The sequence below is a fragment of the Hyphomonas sp. TMED31 genome (assembly GCF_002172815.1).
GTDB classification, from domain to species: domain Bacteria; phylum Pseudomonadota; class Alphaproteobacteria; order Caulobacterales; family Hyphomonadaceae; genus Hyphomonas; species Hyphomonas atlantica.
In genome coordinates, this window is sequence record NZ_NHCK01000086.1 from 16,005 (window position 1) to 35,470 (window position 19,466).

Consider the following 19,466-nt stretch of genomic DNA (forward strand, 5'->3'; position numbering starts at 1 on the left):
TGGCTGCCCGGCATNCGNGACGGCTCNGTNGGCTGGGCGCAGGGCTATTCCGANCCNGGNNCNGGNTCNGACCTNGCCTCNCTCCAGTTCAGCGCNNNNCTGGANAANGGCACCTANACGCTNAACGGCCACAAGATCTGGACGTCCGCNGCNCAGCATGCNGACTGGATNTTCCTNCTNNCGCGNACCTCGNANGNNGNNAAGAANCAGNAAGGCATCANCTTCATCTGCTGCCCNATNGATGCNCCCGGCGTGACNGTGAANCCGATCATCACNATCGANGGCAANCANGTNCTGAACGAGGTCTTCTTCGANNNTGTNANNGTGCCCGAAGACNANCGCATCGGCGAGGNNGGNAAAGGCTGGACCTATTCGCAATANNTGCTCGGTTTCGAGCGCACCTCCTATGCCCGNATTGGCGGCAAGCGCGCCATGCTGCGCCATGTTCGCGACATCGCCCGCGAAATGCCGGAGAATGGCAATTACCGCCTGATTGATGATCCGGGATTTGCCCGCAAGCTGACGGAAGCGGAAATGGCCGTCGATGGGCTGGAGATGACCGTGTTCCGCATATTATCCGCCCTCTCCGCAGGCGGATCACCGGGAGACGCAGCATCGACGGTAAAGATTCTGGCCACAACAACGCACCAACAGATTACGGAATTGATGCTGGATGCTGTCGGCCATTTCGGCCAGCCCTTCGGCAAGGCCGGNGATTTNCCGGATAGCCTGCCCGCATTCGCTGCGCCGGACGTCGCCACTTATTTCGGCGGCCGGGCTCAATCAATCTATGGCGGGACCAACGAGATCCAGCGCAACATCATCGCCAAGAAGGTGCTAGGCCTCTAGCGCCGGACTCGCGATNAAAAATCGTAAGCGATGCCCTTGCGTTCCCAGTCACCATACCGGGTCGGCTCGATCTTTCGGGGGCCACCGCGTTCGTCTTCCGGAAGCGCAGCGGCGTCTTCAGCCTCTTTGGCCTTTCGGGCATCGGCCTCTTCCAGGGCGCGCCGCGCCGCAGCAGGCAAAGTATTCCGGCGCGCTATTTCGGCCTCATCAAGAAAGTCTGGTGTGCTCATTTGCACTCCCCAATTCGTTAACAATCCCCATATAGATTAGTGGGAAGTTTAAACACCCCCAAGACTGAAACTACCGGAGACGTGTCACCCATGGGTACCGCAAAAACCTTCATGTTACTTGCCGCGCTGACCGCGCTGTTCATGGCGGTTGGCTATCTGGTTGGCGGCGTCATGGGCATGATCATCGCCTTTGTCGTTGCGGCGGGCATGAACATTTTTTCCTGGTGGAATGCAGACAAGATCGTGTTGCGCATGCAGGGCGCGAAAGAAGTGACGCCTGAAACCTCCTCCCCCATGTTGCGCACCTTCGCAGCGGATGTCGCCCGCATGGCAGAGCGNGCAGGCATGCCCGCGCCCCGCGTCTATGTCATCGAGACACCGCAACCGAACGCCTTTGCCACTGGCCGCAATCCGGAAAACGCCGCCGTTGCAGCAACTTCGGGGCTGCTTGGTTCGCTCTCGCGCGAAGAAGTTGCCGGCGTCATGGCGCANGAACTTGCCCATGTTCAGAACCGCGACACGCTGACCATGACTGTGACGGCCACGATTGCNGGCGCCATCGGCATGCTTGCCAATTTTGCCATGTTCTTTGGCCGGGAGCGTTCGGGCCTGATCGGCTCTCTGGCGATCATGATCTTCGCACCCATGGCAGCGGCCCTCGTGCAGATGGCAATCAGCCGGTCGCGCGAATACGAGGCTGACAAGCGCGGCGCGGAAATCTGCGGAAATCCGCTCTGGCTCGCCTCAGCCCTTCAGAAGATTGAACGCGGCACACGGTCGTCCGTGAACATGGCGGCAGAGCGCAATCCGGCGATGGCGCACATGTACATCGCCAATCCGCTTAGTGGTCGCGGCGCAGATAATCTGTTCTCAACCCACCCGGCAACCGCTAACCGGATCGAGGCCCTGCGCCGCATGGCCGCCGAAATGGGCGTNAGCTCGGAAAAAGCCGAGACCCCACGCCGACAAGCCGGNCCGTGGGGCTGAAGGGAAAAGACACAGGATGAGCGGAGCCCAAACACGGCGCGCAGCAGCAGAATTGCTGATGCTGACGCTGGACAGTCGTCGAACNCTTGATGAAGCGATGGCGAAGACAGACAGTTACAATGACCTGGAAGGCCCGGATCGCGGCTTTGCGCGCGTGATGGCGAGCGCCGCGCTGCGGGAACTCGGTCGGATTGATGCTGGGCTCTCCCCTCTTCTNTCNCGCCCTCTTGAGGCAACAAGCCCCGCCATTCGCGCGCTGCTGCGCATCGGCGCGGTACAGCTCTGGCGACTGGACACACCCGCGCACGCGGCGGTGTCCGAGACCGTTGAGGCCGCCAAGGGGTGGCCGGATGCCCGCTCAGGCGGCAGCTTCCTCAATGCCGTCTTGCGCCGGGCCGCGGACACGGATCCGGGACTGNACGCCATGNCCGCAATCTCCGTCTGGCCAGACTGGTTGGCTGACCGGTTCGCGGCAGACCTCGGCGCGGAGGGCGCTGAAAGGCTCGCGGCGCATCAATTGTCAGAGGCGCCCCTTTTCCTGTCCGCGCGATCAGACCCAGCTGAAGTGGCGACGGCGACACATGGCGACCTGCTGCCGACCGGNTCNNTTCGCCTCGGGCACTCGAACGTCGAAACGCTTCCAGGCTATGACAGCGGAGACTGGTGGGTTCAGGATGCAGCCGCNGCCCTGCCTGCCCGGCTACTCGGCGCGACAGAAGACGACAAGATCATNGANCTTTGCGCGGCCCCCGGCGGCAAAACGCTACAATTGGCGACAAGCGGCGCACAGGTCACGGCAGTTGATCGCTCCAAGCCGCGATTGGAACGGCTCAGGGAAAACCTCGCACGAACCGGCCTGTCGGCCGACATCATCGCGGCAAATGCCGACGAATGGCGACCGGATGCGCCCGTCTCGAAATTGCTGCTGGATGCCCCCTGCTCGGCTCTAGGCACGCTGCGACGCCACCCGGAAGGCGCATGGATCAAGCGGGAAGCAGAGATCGACCGTTTCCCGACCGCGCAGGCCAGATTGCTCGCCGCCGCTGCAGACATGGTCGTCTCGGGCGGGACCGTGATCTACTGCGTTTGCACGCCGCTCAAGTCTGAGGGGCTTGAGATCGTGGAAGGCGCGCTCTCGAACGGCCTCTANACGCGTCATGCGATTGAACCGGANGAAATCCCCGGCTTCGAGCACTGCCTCACCGGAGCTGGCGATCTACTGACCATTCCGAGCGAAGGCGCTGGGCATGATGCGTTCTTCATCGCCAGACTGACACGCCTCTGACCCGGCCGCTTTGATGGTTTCCAATCTTTAAATTGACGCGCCACAAAAACGCCCCGCAGAGTTCATCTGCCATTCAGGGCGCTTTGTGCAAAATCGCCCCATCAAAATGTGCAAGGAGCACTCGAACATGATTACCGAATTTTCCCCCCGGAAGGTCGCTGTGGGTGCCTTTGCTGCCCTGACACTTGCGCTGACCGGATGTGCAAACAGCTATGGCGCAGGCACCGCAACCCCAGGCGCTGTCGGCCAGGCCTCGACCGTATATCAGGGCACTGTGACCTCCGTGCGCGCGGTGACGATCCAATCTGACCGCTCCCTCATCGGTACGGCAACCGGCGCTGTTCTAGGCGGCCTTGCTGGCTCTGAACTCGGCGGTGGTGACAAGGCCCAGACTGCTGGCGCCATTGGCGGTGCCGTGATCGGCGGTATTGCCGGTAACGCAGCGGGCAAAGCGGTCGGCAAGCAGCAGGGCTATGCCTACATCGTGCGGTTTTCGACGGGCGACGTGAAGGAAATCATCCAGGGCGCAGACGTCTATATCGCGCCGGGCACCCCGGTTGACATCATCGCTGGTGCCGACGGCTGGAAACTCGTTCCGGCAGCAGCCTACTAAGCCGCTTCACGCATATTCCGGCAGCCGACCGCCTTGTGCGGTTGGCTGTTCCGGCATAGGGAGGGGGCATGCGCGACGTGCTTATTTCTCCCTCGATTCTCTCCGCAGATTTCTCCCGTCTCGGTGAGGAAATTGCCGCCATCGACCATGCTGGCGCAGATATGATCCACATCGATGTCATGGATGGGCACTTTGTGCCAAACCTGACATTCGGGGCTCCGGTCATCGAGAAACTGCGGAAATGCACAGACAAGCCCTTCGACGTGCACCTGATGATCGCCCCAGTGGACCCGTTCATTTCGGCGTTTGCAAAAGCTGGCGCAAACATCCTGACCGTGCATCCGGAAGCAGGGCCCCATCTGCACCGCACCCTTCAGGCCATACGCGCCGCCGGCATGAAACCGGGTGTCGCCCTGAACCCGGGCACNCCTGCAAGCATTCTTGAACCCGTTCTCGACGAGACCGACCTGATCCTTGTCATGTCCGTCAATCCGGGTTTCGGAGGCCAGGCCTTCATCGACAGCCAGCTGCGCAAGGTCGAGCAGTTGCGGAGCATGATCGACGCGACAGGACGCGACATCATTCTTGAGATTGATGGCGGCCTGAATGCAGAAACTGCCCCAAAAGCGATCTCTGCCGGCGTAAACGCCATCGTGGCCGGATCTGCCGTTTTCAAGGGCGGTCCAAACGCCTATGCTGAGAATATTCGGTCACTCAGGCCGCACGTAAAAGTATAGTTTGAGACAGAATGGACGGTGAGCGTGGGAGGCGGAGACAGCGAAATCCTGGCTGACCGCACCAGAACGGGGGCTGATGACGCCGCGCTCTGGCGCAGGTTTCGCGGGATATCCGGAGATGATGTGAAAGTNTCGGCCCTGCAGCGCTCTGGCGTTTCCGGGCCTGTTCCGGAACAATTCTCTCATCATCTGAACCGCCTCATCCCGTCGGATGATCGCCGCGGCGAAGCCCTCATGCAGGATATCTGGCGCATCGGCATGCAGCGCATGACNCTGGCACCGGGTCAGTCCCCGTGGTCAACACCCCTGCCCTCGAAGCATTTCGCAGATCGTCTGCATCGGTTTTCATGGCTGCCTGACCTGCTCGATCAAGGCAATGAAGGCACCGAACGTGCCGTCAGATTTGTCGATGAATGGATACAGTCTCACGGCAACTTTAACGGGTTTTCCTGGCGATTGGCGCCTACGAGCGTGCGATGCTGGAATTGGCTGCTTTGCGGTCGGGAAGTGTTCGAAACCGGCTCGACAAGCGAGCGGGAAGTCCGGCTGGACTGTCTCGTCCGCCAGCTCCGCTACATCTCGGGGCAAGTGGATGCGGCCACAGATCCGANGGCCAGGTGGTTTGCATCGGTCACAATGGTTGCTGCTGCGCTTTGTATAGATCGCGCGATGAGCCTGGACGCAGCGGTCGCCCGCCTCGACGCGGAATGCACAGCCCAGATCCTGCCAGACGGTGGCCACGTCACGCGCAGCCCGTCACGCGGGCTCAACACACTCATCCACTTGCTGACCCTGCAGGACNTGTTCCATCGCGCGGGTCACCCCGAGCCAGATTTTCTCGAGAAATGGATTTCGCGTGTCGGCGCGATGGTCGCATTCTTTCAAGTAGAGGATGGCGCTCTCTGCCCGTTCAATGACGGAGACGAAGCCCGTCCCGAGGCCGTTGAAGCTGCCCTCGCCCGGCTCCCTTCGCCGCCACGCCGATTCATGTTTGCGCCGAAATCAGGCTTCCAGAAGCTTGAAAAGAATGGATTAAAACTGATTCTTGATTGCGGGGACGCACCGGAGAGACCTTTCAGCGACTTCGCTCATGCCGGCGCATTGGGATTTGAACTCTCTGACGGCCCAAGTCGGCTGGTCACATCATGTGGGTACAGCGCCGAAGTGAACGTCGACTGGCAGGCGGCCGTTCGTCGATCAGGTGCACATTCAACCCTTGTTCTTTCCGGTCGTGACTCTGCGACTTTCTCGCTGAACGAGGAGTCCAGATTGCTGTCTGCGCACGGGCCGGAAGGCATATCGGCCAAACGTCTGGAAGAAGCCGACGAGATCTGGCTGGACGCCCAGCACGGCGGTTACAAGGCGGCCTGCGGTTTGCTTCATCGTCGTCGCCTCTTCATGTCGGGTGACGGAAAACGCCTTACCGGCGAGGATTCGCTGGTCCGCCCCGTCTCACAGCCACCCTCAGATGACCGGAAGTTCATTGGCTTCGAAATTCGCTTTCATCTACATCCCACGGTGACGGCAATCATGGGAAAAGACGCGATTCGTCTTGTCTGCGACGACGGCGCAGTGTGGAAATTCAAGACGAGTCATGAGGGCGCCCGGCTCGAAAGAACCGTTTATTTGGCGCGCGGAGTGGTTGAAAGACCTGAGCAAATCGTTATGGCTGGATTCGCAGATCCGAATGGGGACGGGCAGCAGCCTCCGAATTGTATTCGGTGGGCATTTCTGAAGGAAAGATCCGCATGACGCCACAACAGGCCGCCCGCAGGGCGATGGCGCTGACACTCGGATTTGATGTGTTCATTGCAGTTTGCGCAATGGGATTCTCCGGATTGTTGATTTGGTCGTCCGAAAACCCTCGACCAGAATTCCCCGTTTCATCCATAGCCATCAGCACATGTTTCTTCGCGCTCGCGGTTACGGTGGCCTTTCTGATCCTTGGAATCCAGAAGCAGGTCTGGCGCCACATGGGGTGGCCGGACGCTGTGCGGGTTTTTCAGGGAGTCTGCCTGTCTGCGCTGATATACCTGCCCGTCATGTTGATGCTGAATGGGTTGCTGGCAACACCGTACACAACTCTCACGTCCGCCCTCATCATATGGACGATCGGCTTGTTCATCGGGCGCATGTTCGCCCTGTCTCGCACCACCCATGCCCCTTTCCAGATTTTCAGCCCGATCGCGAAAAACGGTCAGCCGGTCTTGCTTGTAGGAGATTCGCAAAGCTGCGTGCACGTCATCCGGCGGCTTCAATCGTCTGCTCAAACAAACCGTATCCGCCTGCTCGGTTTGGTCGATGTTCAGCCAACAGAAACCGGGCGCGCCATTCGGGGAATCCCTATTCTCGGATCGCTTGATGAACTCGGTGATCTGATCGACGTCCTTGCTGTTCGCTACAAGCAGACCCCTTGGGTCGCACTGACCGGAACAGCTCGCCAGCGTGACAAGACAATCCGCATTCTGGAAATTGCTTCAGACCATGGCGCTGAGATCATGGCGCTGAGCAAGGATCAAACCGCACAAGTGCTTGAACCTGTGCGCCCGTCAGACTTGCTGTCACGTCCTGAAAGGCACCTGAACATCGAGCCGGTACGAAATCTCGTGGCCGGCTCCAACGTACTCGTTTCCGGGGGTGGCGGCACGATCGGCTCCGAGCTGACCCGCCAGGTTGCTCGTCTGAACCCGGCCTCTCTCACGGTGATGGATGCGTCGGAGTACAATCTCTACTCAATTGATATGGAGCTATCGCGCCTCTTGCCAGGTCGGCATCAAGCCCGACTAGGTGATGTGCGCGACATGAAACGCGTTTCCGACATCATGGCTCACGCCAAGCCGGACGTCGTCATTCATGCGGCGGCCCTCAAGCATGTACCGCTAATGGAACGGAATCTGTGCGAGGCAATCCTGACCAACGTGTTCGGGGCCGTGAACGCTGCTGAAGCAGCAGCCGCGGCTGGAGCGAAACGGTTTGTGTTCATCTCGACCGACAAGGCTGTAGACCCAGACAATGTCATGGGAGCCACGAAACGCCTGGCCGAGATAGCGATCTCGCGCATTGCCAGCAGAACCGGAATGGCGGCGTCTATCGTCAGATTTGGCAACGTGCTCGGTTCGTCCGGATCAGTGGTGCCATTGTTCGAGCGCCAGATCGCCGAGGGGGGCCCGATTACGCTTACTGACCCCGGCGTGACGCGCTACTTCATGACCGTCGAAGAAGCGTCCGCTCTTGTCCTGCAATCGGCTGCGATACAGGACAAGACAGCGCAGACAGGCCTGTACGTTCTCGATATGGGCGAACCCATGCCCATCCTGCAGCTCGCCGAAACGATGATCCGCATGAAAGGCCTCGTGCCCGGCGTGGATATCCAGATCACGACGACCGGCTTGCGTGAAGGTGAGAAGATGCACGAAGCGCTCACCTATGAACATGAGGCCGTCAGCTCAACGACCGTGGATGGCGTCTGGCAAGTCGAAAATGTGCACACCCTTTCCGAATTGTTCGATAAACGGCTGGCGGAGCTGATCGAAGCCGCATCGAGACGGGAACGGTCAGAGGCTCTCAGGCTGCTCGGCGTGCTCGTTCCAGAATATGCAAGCGAACGCGCCGAACGTGCGCGGCGCTGGAGCGCTTGACGCAATCGGCGGTCATGCTACCCCCCGCGGCAACAGCTTGAAGCCTGCGCCAAAGGATTTCCCAACATGACAGATGCCGCCTCTCGCGGAGCCCCCGTTCGCATTCGCCGCGCCCTGCTTTCCGTGTCGGACAAGACCGGACTGGTGGAGCAAGCCCAGAAGCTCGCCGCGATGGGTGTCGAACTCGTCTCCACGGGTGGCACCTCCAAGCTCCTGAAAGAGGCAGGGCTGGACGTGAAGGACGTGGCAGATCTTACCGGCTTTCCGGAAATGATGGATGGACGCGTGAAAACGCTTCACCCCGCAGTTCATGGCGGCCTGCTCTATCTACGGGACAATCCTTCCCATGTGAAAGATGCCGAGACGCACGGTATTGGTGCAATCGACCTGATTTACGTGAACCTCTACCCCTTCGAAGCGACCGTCGCTTCCGGCGCGGACTTCGAAACCTGCATTGAAAACATCGACATTGGCGGACCGGCCATGTTGCGGGCCGCNGCAAAGAATGGCGCGTTCGTGGCCGTCTGTACCGATGGCGGCGATGTCGATGCTGTGCTGGCCGAAATGGAGGCGGCCAATGGNGAGGTCAGCGTGGCGCTTTGCCGGAAACTCGCGGCCAAGACCTATGCACGCACAGCAGCCTACGATTCCGCCATCTCGNCCTGGTATGCCGANCAACTGGGTGAGCCGGCTCCGGATTGGGCAAGCCTNGGCGGNAAGCGACAGCAGAGCCTGCGCTATGGCGAGAACCCGCACCAGAAGGCAGCCTTCTACGTGACCGGTGAGAAACGCCCCGGCGTCGCCACCGCGAAGCAACTACAAGGCAAGGAACTGTCCTACAACAATATCAACGATACCGACGCGGCCTATGAACTGATCGGCGAACTGGGCGCCGANACACCAGCCGTCGCCATCATCAAGCACGCCAATCCGTGCGGCGTGGCGCAAGGCTCCAGCATCATTGAAGCCTATCGCGCGGCTCTGGCCTGCGACTCNACGTCGGCCTTTGGCGGCATCGTGGCCCTGAACCGCGCGCTGGACGAAGAGACNGCGGCNGAAATCTCCCAGATCTTCACCGAAGTCGTCATCGCCCCCGGCGCTGATGAAGCGGCNCAAGCCATCTTCGCCAANAAGAAAAATCTCCGCCTCCTGATTACGGAAGGCTTGCCAGACCCGGCAGCGGGCGGACGGTTCGTGAAAACGGTCGCTGGCGGCTTCCTGATGCAGGACCGCGATTTTGGCCGCATCACGCGTGAAGACCTGAAAGTCGTGACGAAGAAAGCGCCANCCGAACAGGAATTGGAAGACATGCTGTTTGCGTGGCGCGTCGCAAAGCACGTAAAATCCAACACGATCATCTATGCGAAAGATGGCGCAACTGTTGGCATNGGTGCTGGCCAGATGAGCCGCATCGACTCAGCCCGCATTGCGGCACGCAAAGCCGAAGACGCCGCCGAAGCCGCCGGCTGGTCCGAACCAAAGACCAAAGGCTGTGTGGCAGCATCGGATGCGTTCTTCCCCTTCCCTGATGGTCTTCTGCAAGCCGCTTCAGCGGGTGCGACAGCCGTCATTCAGCCGGGTGGCTCGATCCGCGACGATGAAGTCATCGCCGCCGCCGATGAGGCTGGCCTCGCCATGGTCTTCACCGGCATGCGCCACTTCCGCCACTAGGATTGTCTGATGCGCGCTCTGCTTCCCNTTGTAACGATACTGGCTCTCAGCGCCTGTAGCGGACAGGACTCAAGGGAAGCAGAGTTCATGCACCGCCTGTCCCAGCTTTGCGGACAAGCNTTCGAGGGGCGGATCGTCAGCGAAGACAAGGAAGATGATNCCTGGCGCGCTGAACGNGTTGTCATGCATGTCCGTGAATGCTCCGATGACGAAATCCGTATCCCGCTTCACGTGGGCGATGATCATTCCCGCACATGGGTCATCCACCACGAAGGTGGACGCCTCGCCCTGCACCATGACCATCGTCATGAGGATGGCAGCCTGGACGCCATTACCTGGTATGGCGGCGCGCGCGACGATCGCCTGAGCGGCAGCCGGATGAACTTTCCGGCGGATGACGCCACCAAGGCCTTGTTCGACGCCGAGGGAATTCCTCAGTCGAAGGAAAATACATGGGCCATCGAAGTGCGCCCNACGCNTACGCTATTTGCTTATGAAATGGAGCGGCCGAACCGGTTTTTCCGCGTCGAGTTCGATACGTCAAAACCGGTCGCAACACCGCCCGCGCCCTGGGGCGCCGAATAGCCTGCCCTAGAGGCTGAAGCTGCCCTTGATCACGGTCACGGATTGGCCGATCAGCTTCACGCGGTCCCCCTGAAGCTTTGTATCGATGTAAGCGCCGCGGCCCGGGTACGCCTGAAAACAACTCATTGCATCCAGATCGAACCGCTCACGCATCACACGCGCAAGCATGGTATGCCAGCTTCCTGTAGCCGGGTCTTCGTCAATGCCGCTTCCCGGCGCGAAGAAACGGCTGGTCACATCCACACCGTCGCCGCCCGCTGCAAAACAGCCAAAGTTCCCACGGTCCCAGCCTTCGCCCGGCGCGCCGAGATCTTTCAATGCTTTCAGGTCAGGCGCCAGGGCATGCACTTGGTCCGGCGTATCAAACCGGGCGGCATAGAACATNCCNCCCCAAGCCTGCGCNGGTCGTGCGCCCANAGCCGTCGCTACCTCGTCCGTGACAGGAATTTCTGTGACAGGNCCAGATGGAAAGTCCATCTCCAGGCGGCCATCATCCAGCCGCCGGACAGTCAGCCGGCCTGACTTCACCGTGTCGAACGCAATAGACTCTCCGGAAAATCCCAGCTCTTCATAGAGAACATGTGCCGTCGCAAGCGTCGCATGGCCGCAAAGCGGTACTTCCACAGCAGGCGTGAACCAGCGCAGCGTCCACACCCCCTCCCCTGAAGGGACAATATAGGCTGTCTCGGCAACATTGTTTTCAGCGGCGATCGCCTGAAGCATTTCATCCGGCAGAAAGGCGTCCAGCGGCATGACGCAGGCCTGGTTTCCTTCGAACGGCTTCGAGGCAAATGCATCTATCTGATAGAATGGCAGGGTTGGCATGGCGATGTCTCCAAAGAAGAAGACCTGAATGCCACGGCAGTCCGTTCTGGAAAAACGATGAATTCTGAACACCCGTTGAGGGGGGCTATTCCTCGTCCAGAACCCAGCCGTGATGAACCGGGCCGTGACCGCTTCCGAAGCCTTTCGCTTCACGGATNGCTTTCATCAGGTACTCACGCGCCTGTTCAACNGAATCCGGAACACTGATGCCTTGCGCAAGACGCGCAGCAATCGCTGAGGCCAGCGTGCAGCCGGTTCCGTGCGTGGAGGTCGTATCAATCCGCGGGCTTTCGAAGATCCACTCCCCCGTCGTGGTCTGAAGAACGTCGGTGATCACATCCCCGCCAATATGGCCGCCTTTCACCAATGCTCCGTTCGCGCCCAATTCCAGCAANGCTTCAGCCGCCCGTCTCTGTCCGCTGACGGTTTCGACTGCCTTGCCGGTAAGGACTTCGGCTTCGGGCGCATTTGGGGTCACCACNCGGGCCTGGGGCACGAGTTCCGCCCGGATTGCCTCAACGGCTTTCGCATCCACGAGACGGTCACCGGACGTGGCGACCATTACCGGATCTATCACCCTNGGTACGAACTGCGCGCGCTCTGACAGAATTTCNGCGACCGCTTCAACCAGAGGCGCGGAGCCGAGCATGCCGGTCTTGATGGAATCTGCGCCAATGTCGGCTAGCGTCACCTGCATCTGGCCGGTAACGGCCTCNATCGGTACAGGCCAGACACCATGCACACCGCGCGTATCCTGNACNGTNATCGCGGTCACCGCAGTCATNGCATAGCCGCCAAGCATGCTGACGGCCTTGANGTCGGCCTGGATACCAGCACCACCGCCGGAGTCAGANCCGGCGATGATGAGAACACGACCGCGTGGGCCGTCTGACTGGNTCATGACACTCAGACCTTGATGCCGGCCTTTTCAGCGTCCGCCAGGAAGGTCTCNAGNCCCTTGTCGGTCAGCGGATGCTTGACCAGTCCCTTGATGACGGCTGGCGGCATTGTGGCCACGTCAGCGCCGGCCAGNGCCGAAAGCTTCACATGGTTTGCNGTGCGGATCGACGCGGCAAGGATTTCCGTGTCGAACAGGTAATTGTCATAGATNTGGCGNATGTCGGANATNAGCTCCATGCCATCCACATTGATATCATCCAGGCGACCGATNAANGGCGAGATGAAGGTCGCGCCAGCTTTCGCTGCCAACAGCGCCTGATTGGCGGAGAAGCAAAGCGTGACGTTCACCATCGTGCCGTCATCCGAGAGGGTNCGGCAAGCTTTAAGGCCATCCAGGGTCAGCGGGAGCTTTACGGCAACGTTGTCAGCGATCTTCGCCAATTTACGGCCTTCGGTGATCATCCCATCATAATCGGTTGCAACAACTTCTGCGCTGACCGGCCCGGAGACGATCTCGCAGATTTCCTTGATGACATCGGCGAAAGGGCGACCGGATTTGGCGACCAGCGATGGGTTGGTGGTCACCCCGTCGATCAGGCCGGTGGCGGCCAGCTCGGCGATGTCGCCTGTATCGGCTGTATCTACGAAAAATTTCATGTTCAGAATCCTGTTTTCCTGACGTCTCAGACCGACGGGCGCCCAATGGACGTGTACTGGAATCCACGGCCCGCCATGTCCTCAGGTGAATAGATGTTCCGGAGGTCAACCACAATGTTTGAATTGAGTGCCGCCTTGATCCGATCGAGGTCCAGCGCACGGAACTGGTCCCATTCCGTCACAATCACCATCGCATCCGCCTGCTCGACCGCATCATACGCGTTCTTCGCAAACTCGATATCGCTGAGCAGGTGAGATGCCTCTTCCATCGCCTCAGGGTCAAACGCGCGAATTTTCGCACCGGCCGCCTGAAGCGCCGGAATGATGTCGAGGCTCGGCGCGTCGCGCATGTCGTCGGTGTTCTGCTTGAATGCCAGGCCCAGAACGCCAATCGTCTTGCCTTTCACATCGCCGCCCATTGCCGCGATCACCTTGTCCGCCATCGCTTTCTTGCGGGCCGCATTGACCTCGACGACCGTGTCCACGATCCGGACAGGTGAATTGTAGTCATTTGCCGTCTTCGTCAGCGCGAGTGTATCTTTCGGGAAGCAGGATCCACCATAGCCCGGTCCGGCATTCAGGAATTTCTTGCCAATACGGCCATCGAGTCCGATTCCCCGCGACACTTCCTGGACATTGGCCCCAACCTTTTCACACAGATCCGCCATTTCATTGATGAACGTGATCTTCACAGCCAGGAATGCGTTGGCGGCATATTTGATGAGTTCTGACGTACGACGCGCTGTAAACAGGATTGGCGTCTCATTCAGGAACAATGGGCGATAGAGTTCCGTCATCACCTCACGGGCGCGCTCATCATCCGTTCCAACGACCACACGGTCTGGAATCTTGAAGTCCTTGATCGCGGCGCCTTCGCGGAGGAATTCCGGATTGGAGACAACTGCGAAATCGCCATCGGGGCGCTTCTTGCGGATGATTTCCTCAACCTCGTCGCCAGTTCCAACCGGAACAGTCGATTTGGTTACCACGACAGTGAAGCCGTCCATCAGTTCGGCGATTTCTTCTGCTGCCGCGTAGACATAAGACAGGTCGGCATGCCCATCGCCGCGGCGGGATGGCGTGCCAACTGCGATGAACACTGCGTCGGCATTGCGGATCGCGTCCTTGGCTTCAGTTGTGAAGAACAGACGCTCTTCCTTGACGTTCTTCTCGACCAGACTGTCCAGGCCCGGCTCGTAAATAGGCATAACGCCCGCTTCGAGCTTCTCAATCTTTGACGCGTCCTTGTCGACGCACGTCACAACGTGTCCGAAATCTGCAAAACAGGCCCCGCTCACAAGGCCGACATAGCCTGTCCCAATCATCGCAACACGCATGAGATTTCCTCACTTCAAACAAACCATATGGATTGATCGCGAGGGGTGCGATTTTTGTGCCAATCGGTCAAGAGGGCCAGTGCGGGAACACCGGCCTGAGGTCGAGGGAGTGAGTCCGGTATCCTTCTGGCAATGCTGCACGCACCAGACTAGGATAGTGCATGGAAAATCCATTGGGGATAATGATGACGAAGCTGACCTTTTACACGAACCCCATGTCGCGCGGCCGGATCGCACGCTGGATGCTGGAAGAGACCGGCGCAGACTATGAAACTGTTCTGCTGCACTACGGGCCAGAAATGCAGTCAGACGACTACAAAGCCATCAATCCCATGATGAAAGTGCCTGCCATCGTCCATGGGGGAAAAACGGTGACAGAATGCGGCGCCATCTGCGCTTATCTCGCCGAAGCGTTTCCCGATGCGGGTCTCGCTCCCCTGCCCGAAGAGCGGGCCGATTATTATCGCTGGATGTTCTTTGCCGCTGGCCCCTGGGAGCAGGCAAGCACGAACAGGGCAATGGGGTTCAACGTGCCATCCGAACATTCCGGCATGGCCGGTTATGGCGATTTCGAGCGCACACTTGCGACGCTGACCTCGATCCTGGATGACCGGCCCCACATCTGTGGNGATCGATTTACCGCAGCCGACATCTATGTCGGTTCACAGATCGCCTGGGGCGTTCAGTTCGGCACCATTCCGGCAACCCCGCGCCTCAAGGACTACATCTCACGCGGCATGGCCCGCCCCGCCTTCCAGCGCGCGACCGAGAAGGACGACGCTGAAATGGACGGGTACGGACCGGAAACTCCGCCGGCAAATGCCTGATCAGATTTCCTGATTGTAGGCACCAACTTCCGGATGCTTGCCAAGGCGTGGCTTCACTTCCTTGTGGAACAGGTCCCGCATGTCATCCGCGCTGGCCATGGATTCTACCACGACGACCAGTTCCGGCTTGTTTGAGGACGCCCGCACGAGCACCCAGGAACCGTCTTCAAGCGTTACGCGGGCGCCGTTCACCGTGTTCACGTCAACGACCTTCCGCCCAAGGATCTCCGTACCATTGAGGCTCTTGTATTCCTCAACCATCTTGTCAACGATGCCATACTTGGTTTCATCATCGCAATGCGGAGACATGGTGAGAGACGTGTAAGCAACACCCAGCTCACCTTTGAGGTCGGCCATGTTCTTGTCCGGATTGCGGTCCAGCATTTCCAGAACCGCCTTTGCCGCCACCAGGCCATCATCATAGCCGAGGCCGATTGGCTCACGGAAGAAGAAGTGGCCGGACTTTTCAAAGCCCGCAAGTGCGCCAAGGTCTGTCGTGCGGCGTTTGATGTAGGAGTGCCCGGTCTTGTAATAATCGACTGTCGCGCCATTCTCCTGCAAGACGGGGTCTGTTTTGTAGAGGCCCGTGGATTTCACATCGACCACGAATTTTGCGTTTGGATAGATCTTTGAGAGGTCGCGTGCCAGCATCAGGCCGATCTTGTCAGCAAAGATTTCCTCACCCGTATTGTCGACCACACCACAGCGGTCGCCGTCACCATCAAAGCCCAGCGCCACATCGGCGCCAGTCTCGCGCACCATCTCGGCCATGGCATGCAGCATTTCGGAATCTTCCGGATTCGGATTGTATTTCGGGAACGTCATGTCGAGATTGCAATCCATCTCGATAACTTCGGCGCCCATCATACGCAGCGCATCCGGCGCGAACGCACCTGCCGTACCGTTTCCGCACGCCGCGACCACCTTCAGCGGACGCGTCAGCTTGGTGTCGCCCACAACAGCCTCGATATACTTCTCGCGAATGCCGTCGACGCGGTGATGCGCGCCGCCAGCGCGTGGCTGGAAGTCGCCACCCATGACGATTTCCTTCAGGCGGCCCATTTCATCCGGCCCGAAAGTCAGCGGGCGGTTGGCGCCCATCTTCACACCGGTCCAGCCATTCTCATTATGGCTCGCCGTCACCATCGCACAGCATGGCACGTCCAGCTCGAATTGGCTCCAGTACACCATTGGCGAGAGGGCCAGCCCCACATCCAGGACTTCACATCCGCCCTGCACCAGGCCGAGGATCAGCGCGTTCTTGATCGGTTGGCTGATAGAGCGGAAATCGTGGCCGGTTACCACTTTCGGTTCCAAGCCCAGCTCATGGAAGAGCGTCGCCATGCCAAGGCCCAGCGCCTGCACGCCTGTCAGGTTCAGCTCAGGCGCTTTTTCCTTGCCAATGCCGTTGAACCACCAGCGAGCATCATATTCACGAAAGCCGGTCGGCTTCACGAGCGGAAGAATTTCAAATTCCAGCGTGTTCGGCTGAATATCAGCCAATGGTTTGGGCATCATGAGTCTTGTGTCTCCAGGCTTAATGCGTCCCTACACGTCGAGTGTATCATTTCGATTAGGATATGCATGAGGTGCGCCATAGGCGTCAAAACATGACTCTTTATTAATCATCCGATCTTTCACTCGGTTCGTACTCCCTGATGACACCAACCCTGTCATTGAGGAACCCCCCATGAAACTCTCACACATATCGGTTACCATCTCCGTGGCGGCATTGCTCGCCGCCCCCGCCATGGCCCAGGACTGGTACGCTGCCGGATCAGTCAGCTACCTGAATCAGTCAGACAGCGACAATTCTGGCACGACCGGCGCGTTCACCACCGGTAATCTTGGCGACGGAACGACACTCGATGTCGCCGCTGGCACGCCATATGGCTGGAACACGGAATTCGATAATGGCACAGGTTTCAGCGCTGAAGTCGGCGCACGCTATGGCAATGGTTTCCGCGGCGCAGTCGAACTCGCCTACTCCAGTGCCGATGTCGACACTCATACCGGCGTTACACTCGGCGGCGGCAGCATTGATGCCCTCGACGCCGCGTCCATCGCGGGCAGCCCGACGCCCCTCGGCGCAACCGTCGCGGATGTAGTCGCAGACGGCCGGGGTGACATTTCAAGCACCTCTGTCTTTGCGAACCTGTACTATGACTTCAACAGCGCCGGCACGGTCCAGCCCTATGCGGGCGCCGGCATCGGCTTTTCCGATGTGGACGTACAATACAACCCATCAGGCGTTGGCGTAGTTGATGATGGCGAGACCAAATTTGCCTACCAGCTCAAGGCCGGTTTGACTTGGCTGGCGTCAGAAACCTGGGAAGTCTATGGCGAATATGCCTACCGGGCGACCGAGGACATTGAGGTCAACAATGACCTCTTCCCCGGCAATCTCGAAATCGAGAACCAACAGAACCTGTTCACAGTCGGCGTACGCTATCGTTTCGGCTAACGCACGGATGACAGAAAGTTTGCGATCCAGACGCCCAGCCGCTGATTGTCCAGAGGCGCGTTGAGGCTCTCGATTGCCCCATGAACGGCGGCCTCTGTCAGGGGCCGCCCTTTTCGACTGCGGTAGAGCGCGGCGGAATACTCGGCATTGAATTCAGGATGGCACTGAAACGAGACCGCTGGCGTCTTGCCGTAATCTATGGCTGCCATTGGGGTGAAGTCTGATCTCGCCAATACGCTTGCGCCCGGCGGCAACTCCACCACCTGGTCCTGATGGCTCACCGGCACCGATATAGTCGCCGGGCAATTGCCCTCCATCCAGTCCGGACAGGCTTTCATCTCGTAGGTGTGCAGGCCAATCCCCCACCCTTTTGGCGACTTGATCACCTTGCCGCCCAATGCCTCGGCCATGATCTGGTGGCCGAAACAGATGCCCACTTGAGGAACGCCCGCCTTCGCCGCCCCTCGGATGAAGTCCTCAAGCGGCGCGATCCACGGAAAGTCATCATAAACGCCCGCCGGCGAGCCTGTGATCAGGATACCTTCCAACGTCGACGGATCGGGCAGGGCCTCGCCCTTGATCACCGAAACTGTCTCGAACTCCATGTCAGGACTGGCCACCGAGATCAGGTCCCGGAACATCTCGGGATAGTCGACAAAGTCCGCCCGAATGGCCTCGGGCACGAGTCCGGTCTCGATAATGGTCAATTTCATTGGGGATCAGTCTGCAAGCGTATCGGTGTTTGAAGCGGTGGAATGTTGCGCGGCGATCCAGTCATCAATGCGCGCCTCCATTACATCGAGCGGCACAGCGCCTTCTGCAAGAAGCGCATCATGAAATTCCCGCACATCAAACGAGTCGCCCAATGAGGCTTCGGCGCGCGCGCGCAATTCGCGGATCTTGAGTTCCCCGACCTTGTAGGCCACGGCCTGCCCCGGCCAGCCTATATAGCGCGTCACTTCGGTCTGAATGTTGAGCGGCGCCAAGGCGGAATTCTCGATGAAACAGGCTTCAGCTGCGCTTCGGGTCCAGCCATACCAGTGCAGTCCCGTATCGGCCACGAGACGGCACGCGCGCCACATTTCATAGGACAGCGCCCCGAACCGCTCATAGGGCGTGCGATAGATGCCCGCTTCACCCGCAATCCGTTCTGCATACAGACCCCACCCTTCGCCAAAGGCGGTCGCGTAATAGTCCTGCCGGAATTTCGGCTGATCACTCATTTCCTGGGCAAGGGCGATCTGAAGGTGATGCCCTGGCACGGCCTCATGCGCTGACAAGGCGGGCAGCTCATAGAGCGGTCGCTGGTCGAGGGCGTAGGTATTCACAAGGTAAATGCCCAGCCGACCCTCCTCCGGATCGCCGGATACATAGCGGCCTGTTGTATAGCCCGGCGCAATCGCGTCCGGCACAGGCTGCACCTCAAACTCCAGCTCTGGCAGATTCCCGAAATAGTCTGGCAGACTGGCCCGCAGACGCGATGAAATCTCTTCTGCTGCCGCCATCAACTCGTCAGCGGATTGCGCATAGAATTTCGGATCTGTCCTCAGATGGGTCAGAAATTCCTCGAAACTCCCCTCAAAGCCGATTTCAGCAATGATCGCCTCCATTTCAGAACGGATCCGCGCAACTTCGCTGAGGCCAAGCTGGTGGATCTCAACCGGCGAATACCCCGCGCCCGCCGTATGGTATTCAACCATCGCCGCATAAACGGATTGACCGTTTTCGAGGCCAGCAATGCCTGCGCCCTGTCTCAGATAGGGTTTGTACTCGATTTCGAGGAATCGCCAGGCATCCAGATAGGCATCCATTGCGCGCCGCGTCGCAGTCAGGCCTTCAGCCTTCAGTCGCTCGGCAACCG

At 59.4% G+C, this 19,466-nt stretch carries 19 protein-coding genes (1 of these 19 only partly in view); 11 read left to right on the forward strand and 8 right to left on the reverse strand.

The annotated features are described in order from the left end of the window. Positions 1-849, forward strand: partial view of an acyl-CoA dehydrogenase family protein gene (locus tag CBB91_RS12500; protein WP_273014305.1) — the 3' portion only. Its footprint begins 336 nt before the window's first position; 849 of the gene's 1,185 nt are visible here — the last part of the coding sequence; its start codon lies beyond the left edge, outside the window; it ends in the stop codon at positions 847-849. Here the strand turns inward: CBB91_RS12500 and CBB91_RS12505 are convergent. Continuing rightward, on the reverse strand, positions 846-1,079 hold the full coding sequence (locus CBB91_RS12505; RefSeq protein WP_273014306.1) for a DUF1674 domain-containing protein: 234 nt from the start codon (positions 1,077-1,079) through the stop codon (positions 846-848). The two genes, CBB91_RS12500 and CBB91_RS12505, sit on opposite strands and share 4 nt — an antisense overlap. 90 nt (positions 1,080-1,169) lie before the next feature. Here CBB91_RS12505 and htpX point away from each other — a divergent pair, with 90 nt between their 5' ends. From htpX to CBB91_RS12545, 8 genes are all read left to right on the forward strand, one after another. Continuing rightward, on the forward strand, positions 1,170-2,066 hold the full coding sequence (gene htpX, locus CBB91_RS12510) for a zinc metalloprotease HtpX (protein WP_273014308.1): 897 nt from the start codon (positions 1,170-1,172) through the stop codon (positions 2,064-2,066). A gap of 16 nt (positions 2,067-2,082) precedes the next feature. Further along, positions 2,083-3,351, forward strand: a complete 1,269-nt coding sequence (locus CBB91_RS12515; RefSeq protein ID WP_273014310.1) for a transcription antitermination factor NusB — start codon at positions 2,083-2,085, stop codon at positions 3,349-3,351. A gap of 127 nt (positions 3,352-3,478) precedes the next feature. After that, complete coding sequence (locus CBB91_RS12520; RefSeq protein WP_155841636.1) at positions 3,479-3,964, forward strand: glycine zipper 2TM domain-containing protein; 486 nt, start codon at positions 3,479-3,481, stop codon at positions 3,962-3,964. A 68-nt stretch (positions 3,965-4,032) separates the two neighbouring features. Next, positions 4,033-4,701 (forward strand): ribulose-phosphate 3-epimerase, encoded by a 669-nt coding sequence (gene rpe, locus CBB91_RS12525; RefSeq protein WP_273014312.1) that lies wholly within the window; start codon positions 4,033-4,035, stop codon positions 4,699-4,701. 24 nt (positions 4,702-4,725) lie between these two features. Then, positions 4,726-6,453, forward strand: a complete 1,728-nt coding sequence (locus tag CBB91_RS12530) for a heparinase II/III family protein (RefSeq protein WP_345906868.1) — start codon at positions 4,726-4,728, stop codon at positions 6,451-6,453. Next, positions 6,450-8,339, forward strand: coding sequence for a polysaccharide biosynthesis protein (locus CBB91_RS12535; protein ID WP_051602408.1), 1,890 nt, complete (start codon positions 6,450-6,452; stop codon positions 8,337-8,339). Before CBB91_RS12530 ends, CBB91_RS12535 begins: the two co-directional genes overlap by 4 nt. Before the next feature lie 66 nt (positions 8,340-8,405). Further along, the gene (gene purH / locus CBB91_RS12540; protein WP_273014316.1) at positions 8,406-10,010 is read left to right on the forward strand and encodes a bifunctional phosphoribosylaminoimidazolecarboxamide formyltransferase/IMP cyclohydrolase; all 1,605 of its coding nucleotides are present in this window, start codon (positions 8,406-8,408) and stop codon (positions 10,008-10,010) included. Positions 10,011-10,097: 87 nt separating this feature from the next. Next, entirely contained in the window at positions 10,098-10,595 is a 498-nt protein-coding gene (locus CBB91_RS12545) for a hypothetical protein (protein ID WP_345906869.1), read from the forward strand. Between the two features lie 6 nt (positions 10,596-10,601). Here the strand turns inward: CBB91_RS12545 and CBB91_RS12550 are convergent, their stop codons facing one another. From CBB91_RS12550 to CBB91_RS12565, 4 genes are all read right to left on the reverse strand, one after another. Next, positions 10,602-11,420 (reverse strand): PhzF family phenazine biosynthesis protein, encoded by an 819-nt coding sequence (locus tag CBB91_RS12550; protein WP_273014318.1) that lies wholly within the window; start codon positions 11,418-11,420, stop codon positions 10,602-10,604. A gap of 85 nt (positions 11,421-11,505) precedes the next feature. Then, positions 11,506-12,321, reverse strand: coding sequence for a bifunctional hydroxymethylpyrimidine kinase/phosphomethylpyrimidine kinase (thiD, locus tag CBB91_RS12555; protein WP_273014319.1), 816 nt, complete (start codon positions 12,319-12,321; stop codon positions 11,506-11,508). A gap of 5 nt (positions 12,322-12,326) precedes the next feature. Further along, a complete protein-coding gene (gene fsa, locus CBB91_RS12560) occupies positions 12,327-12,977 on the reverse strand; it encodes a fructose-6-phosphate aldolase (RefSeq protein ID WP_273014321.1) in 651 nt (216 codons plus the stop codon). Between the two features lie 26 nt (positions 12,978-13,003). Next, positions 13,004-14,314: a UDP-glucose/GDP-mannose dehydrogenase family protein gene (locus tag CBB91_RS12565; protein WP_273014323.1), complete on the reverse strand. Its 1,311-nt coding sequence runs from the start codon at positions 14,312-14,314 to the stop codon at positions 13,004-13,006. A 185-nt stretch (positions 14,315-14,499) separates the two neighbouring features. On the opposite strand from CBB91_RS12565, the gene CBB91_RS12570 reads away from it, so the two are divergent. Beyond that, positions 14,500-15,141, forward strand: a complete 642-nt coding sequence (locus tag CBB91_RS12570) for a glutathione S-transferase family protein (protein ID WP_273014325.1) — start codon at positions 14,500-14,502, stop codon at positions 15,139-15,141. Here the strand turns inward: CBB91_RS12570 and CBB91_RS12575 are convergent, their stop codons facing one another. Further along, positions 15,142-16,656, reverse strand: a complete 1,515-nt coding sequence (locus tag CBB91_RS12575) for a phosphomannomutase/phosphoglucomutase (RefSeq protein WP_345906870.1) — start codon at positions 16,654-16,656, stop codon at positions 15,142-15,144. Positions 16,657-16,831: 175 nt separating this feature from the next. Here CBB91_RS12575 and CBB91_RS12580 point away from each other — a divergent pair, with 175 nt between their 5' ends. Further along, positions 16,832-17,605, forward strand: coding sequence for an outer membrane beta-barrel protein (locus CBB91_RS12580; RefSeq protein WP_273014328.1), 774 nt, complete (start codon positions 16,832-16,834; stop codon positions 17,603-17,605). On the opposite strand, the gene CBB91_RS12585 is transcribed toward CBB91_RS12580, so the two are convergent. Both CBB91_RS12585 and CBB91_RS12590 read right to left on the reverse strand, forming a co-directional pair. Next, complete coding sequence (locus tag CBB91_RS12585; protein WP_273012104.1) at positions 17,602-18,318, reverse strand: type 1 glutamine amidotransferase; 717 nt, start codon at positions 18,316-18,318, stop codon at positions 17,602-17,604. The genes CBB91_RS12580 and CBB91_RS12585 overlap by 4 nt on opposite strands. Positions 18,319-18,324: 6 nt before the next feature. After that, on the reverse strand, positions 18,325-19,466 hold a 1,142-nt coding region (locus CBB91_RS12590), incomplete at its 5' end, for a DUF885 domain-containing protein (RefSeq protein WP_273014330.1).

Excerpts from the sequence above, each read along its gene's own strand:
- CBB91_RS12520 (WP_155841636.1), top strand. The coding sequence starts at position 3,479 with ATGATTACCGAATTTTCCCCCCGGAAGGTCGCTGTGGGTGCCTTTGCT.
- CBB91_RS12535 (WP_051602408.1), top strand. The coding sequence starts at position 6,450 with ATGACGCCACAACAGGCCGCCCGCAGGGCGATGGCGCTGACACTCGGA.
- CBB91_RS12565 (WP_273014323.1), bottom strand. The coding sequence starts at position 14,314 with ATGCGTGTTGCGATGATTGGGACAGGCTATGTCGGCCTTGTGAGCGGG.
- CBB91_RS12575 (WP_345906870.1), bottom strand. The coding sequence starts at position 16,656 with ATGCCCAAACCATTGGCTGATATTCAGCCGAACACGCTGGAATTTGAA.
- CBB91_RS12580 (WP_273014328.1), top strand. The coding sequence starts at position 16,832 with ATGAAACTCTCACACATATCGGTTACCATCTCCGTGGCGGCATTGCTC.
- CBB91_RS12585 (WP_273012104.1), bottom strand. The coding sequence starts at position 18,318 with ATGAAATTGACCATTATCGAGACCGGACTCGTGCCCGAGGCCATTCGG.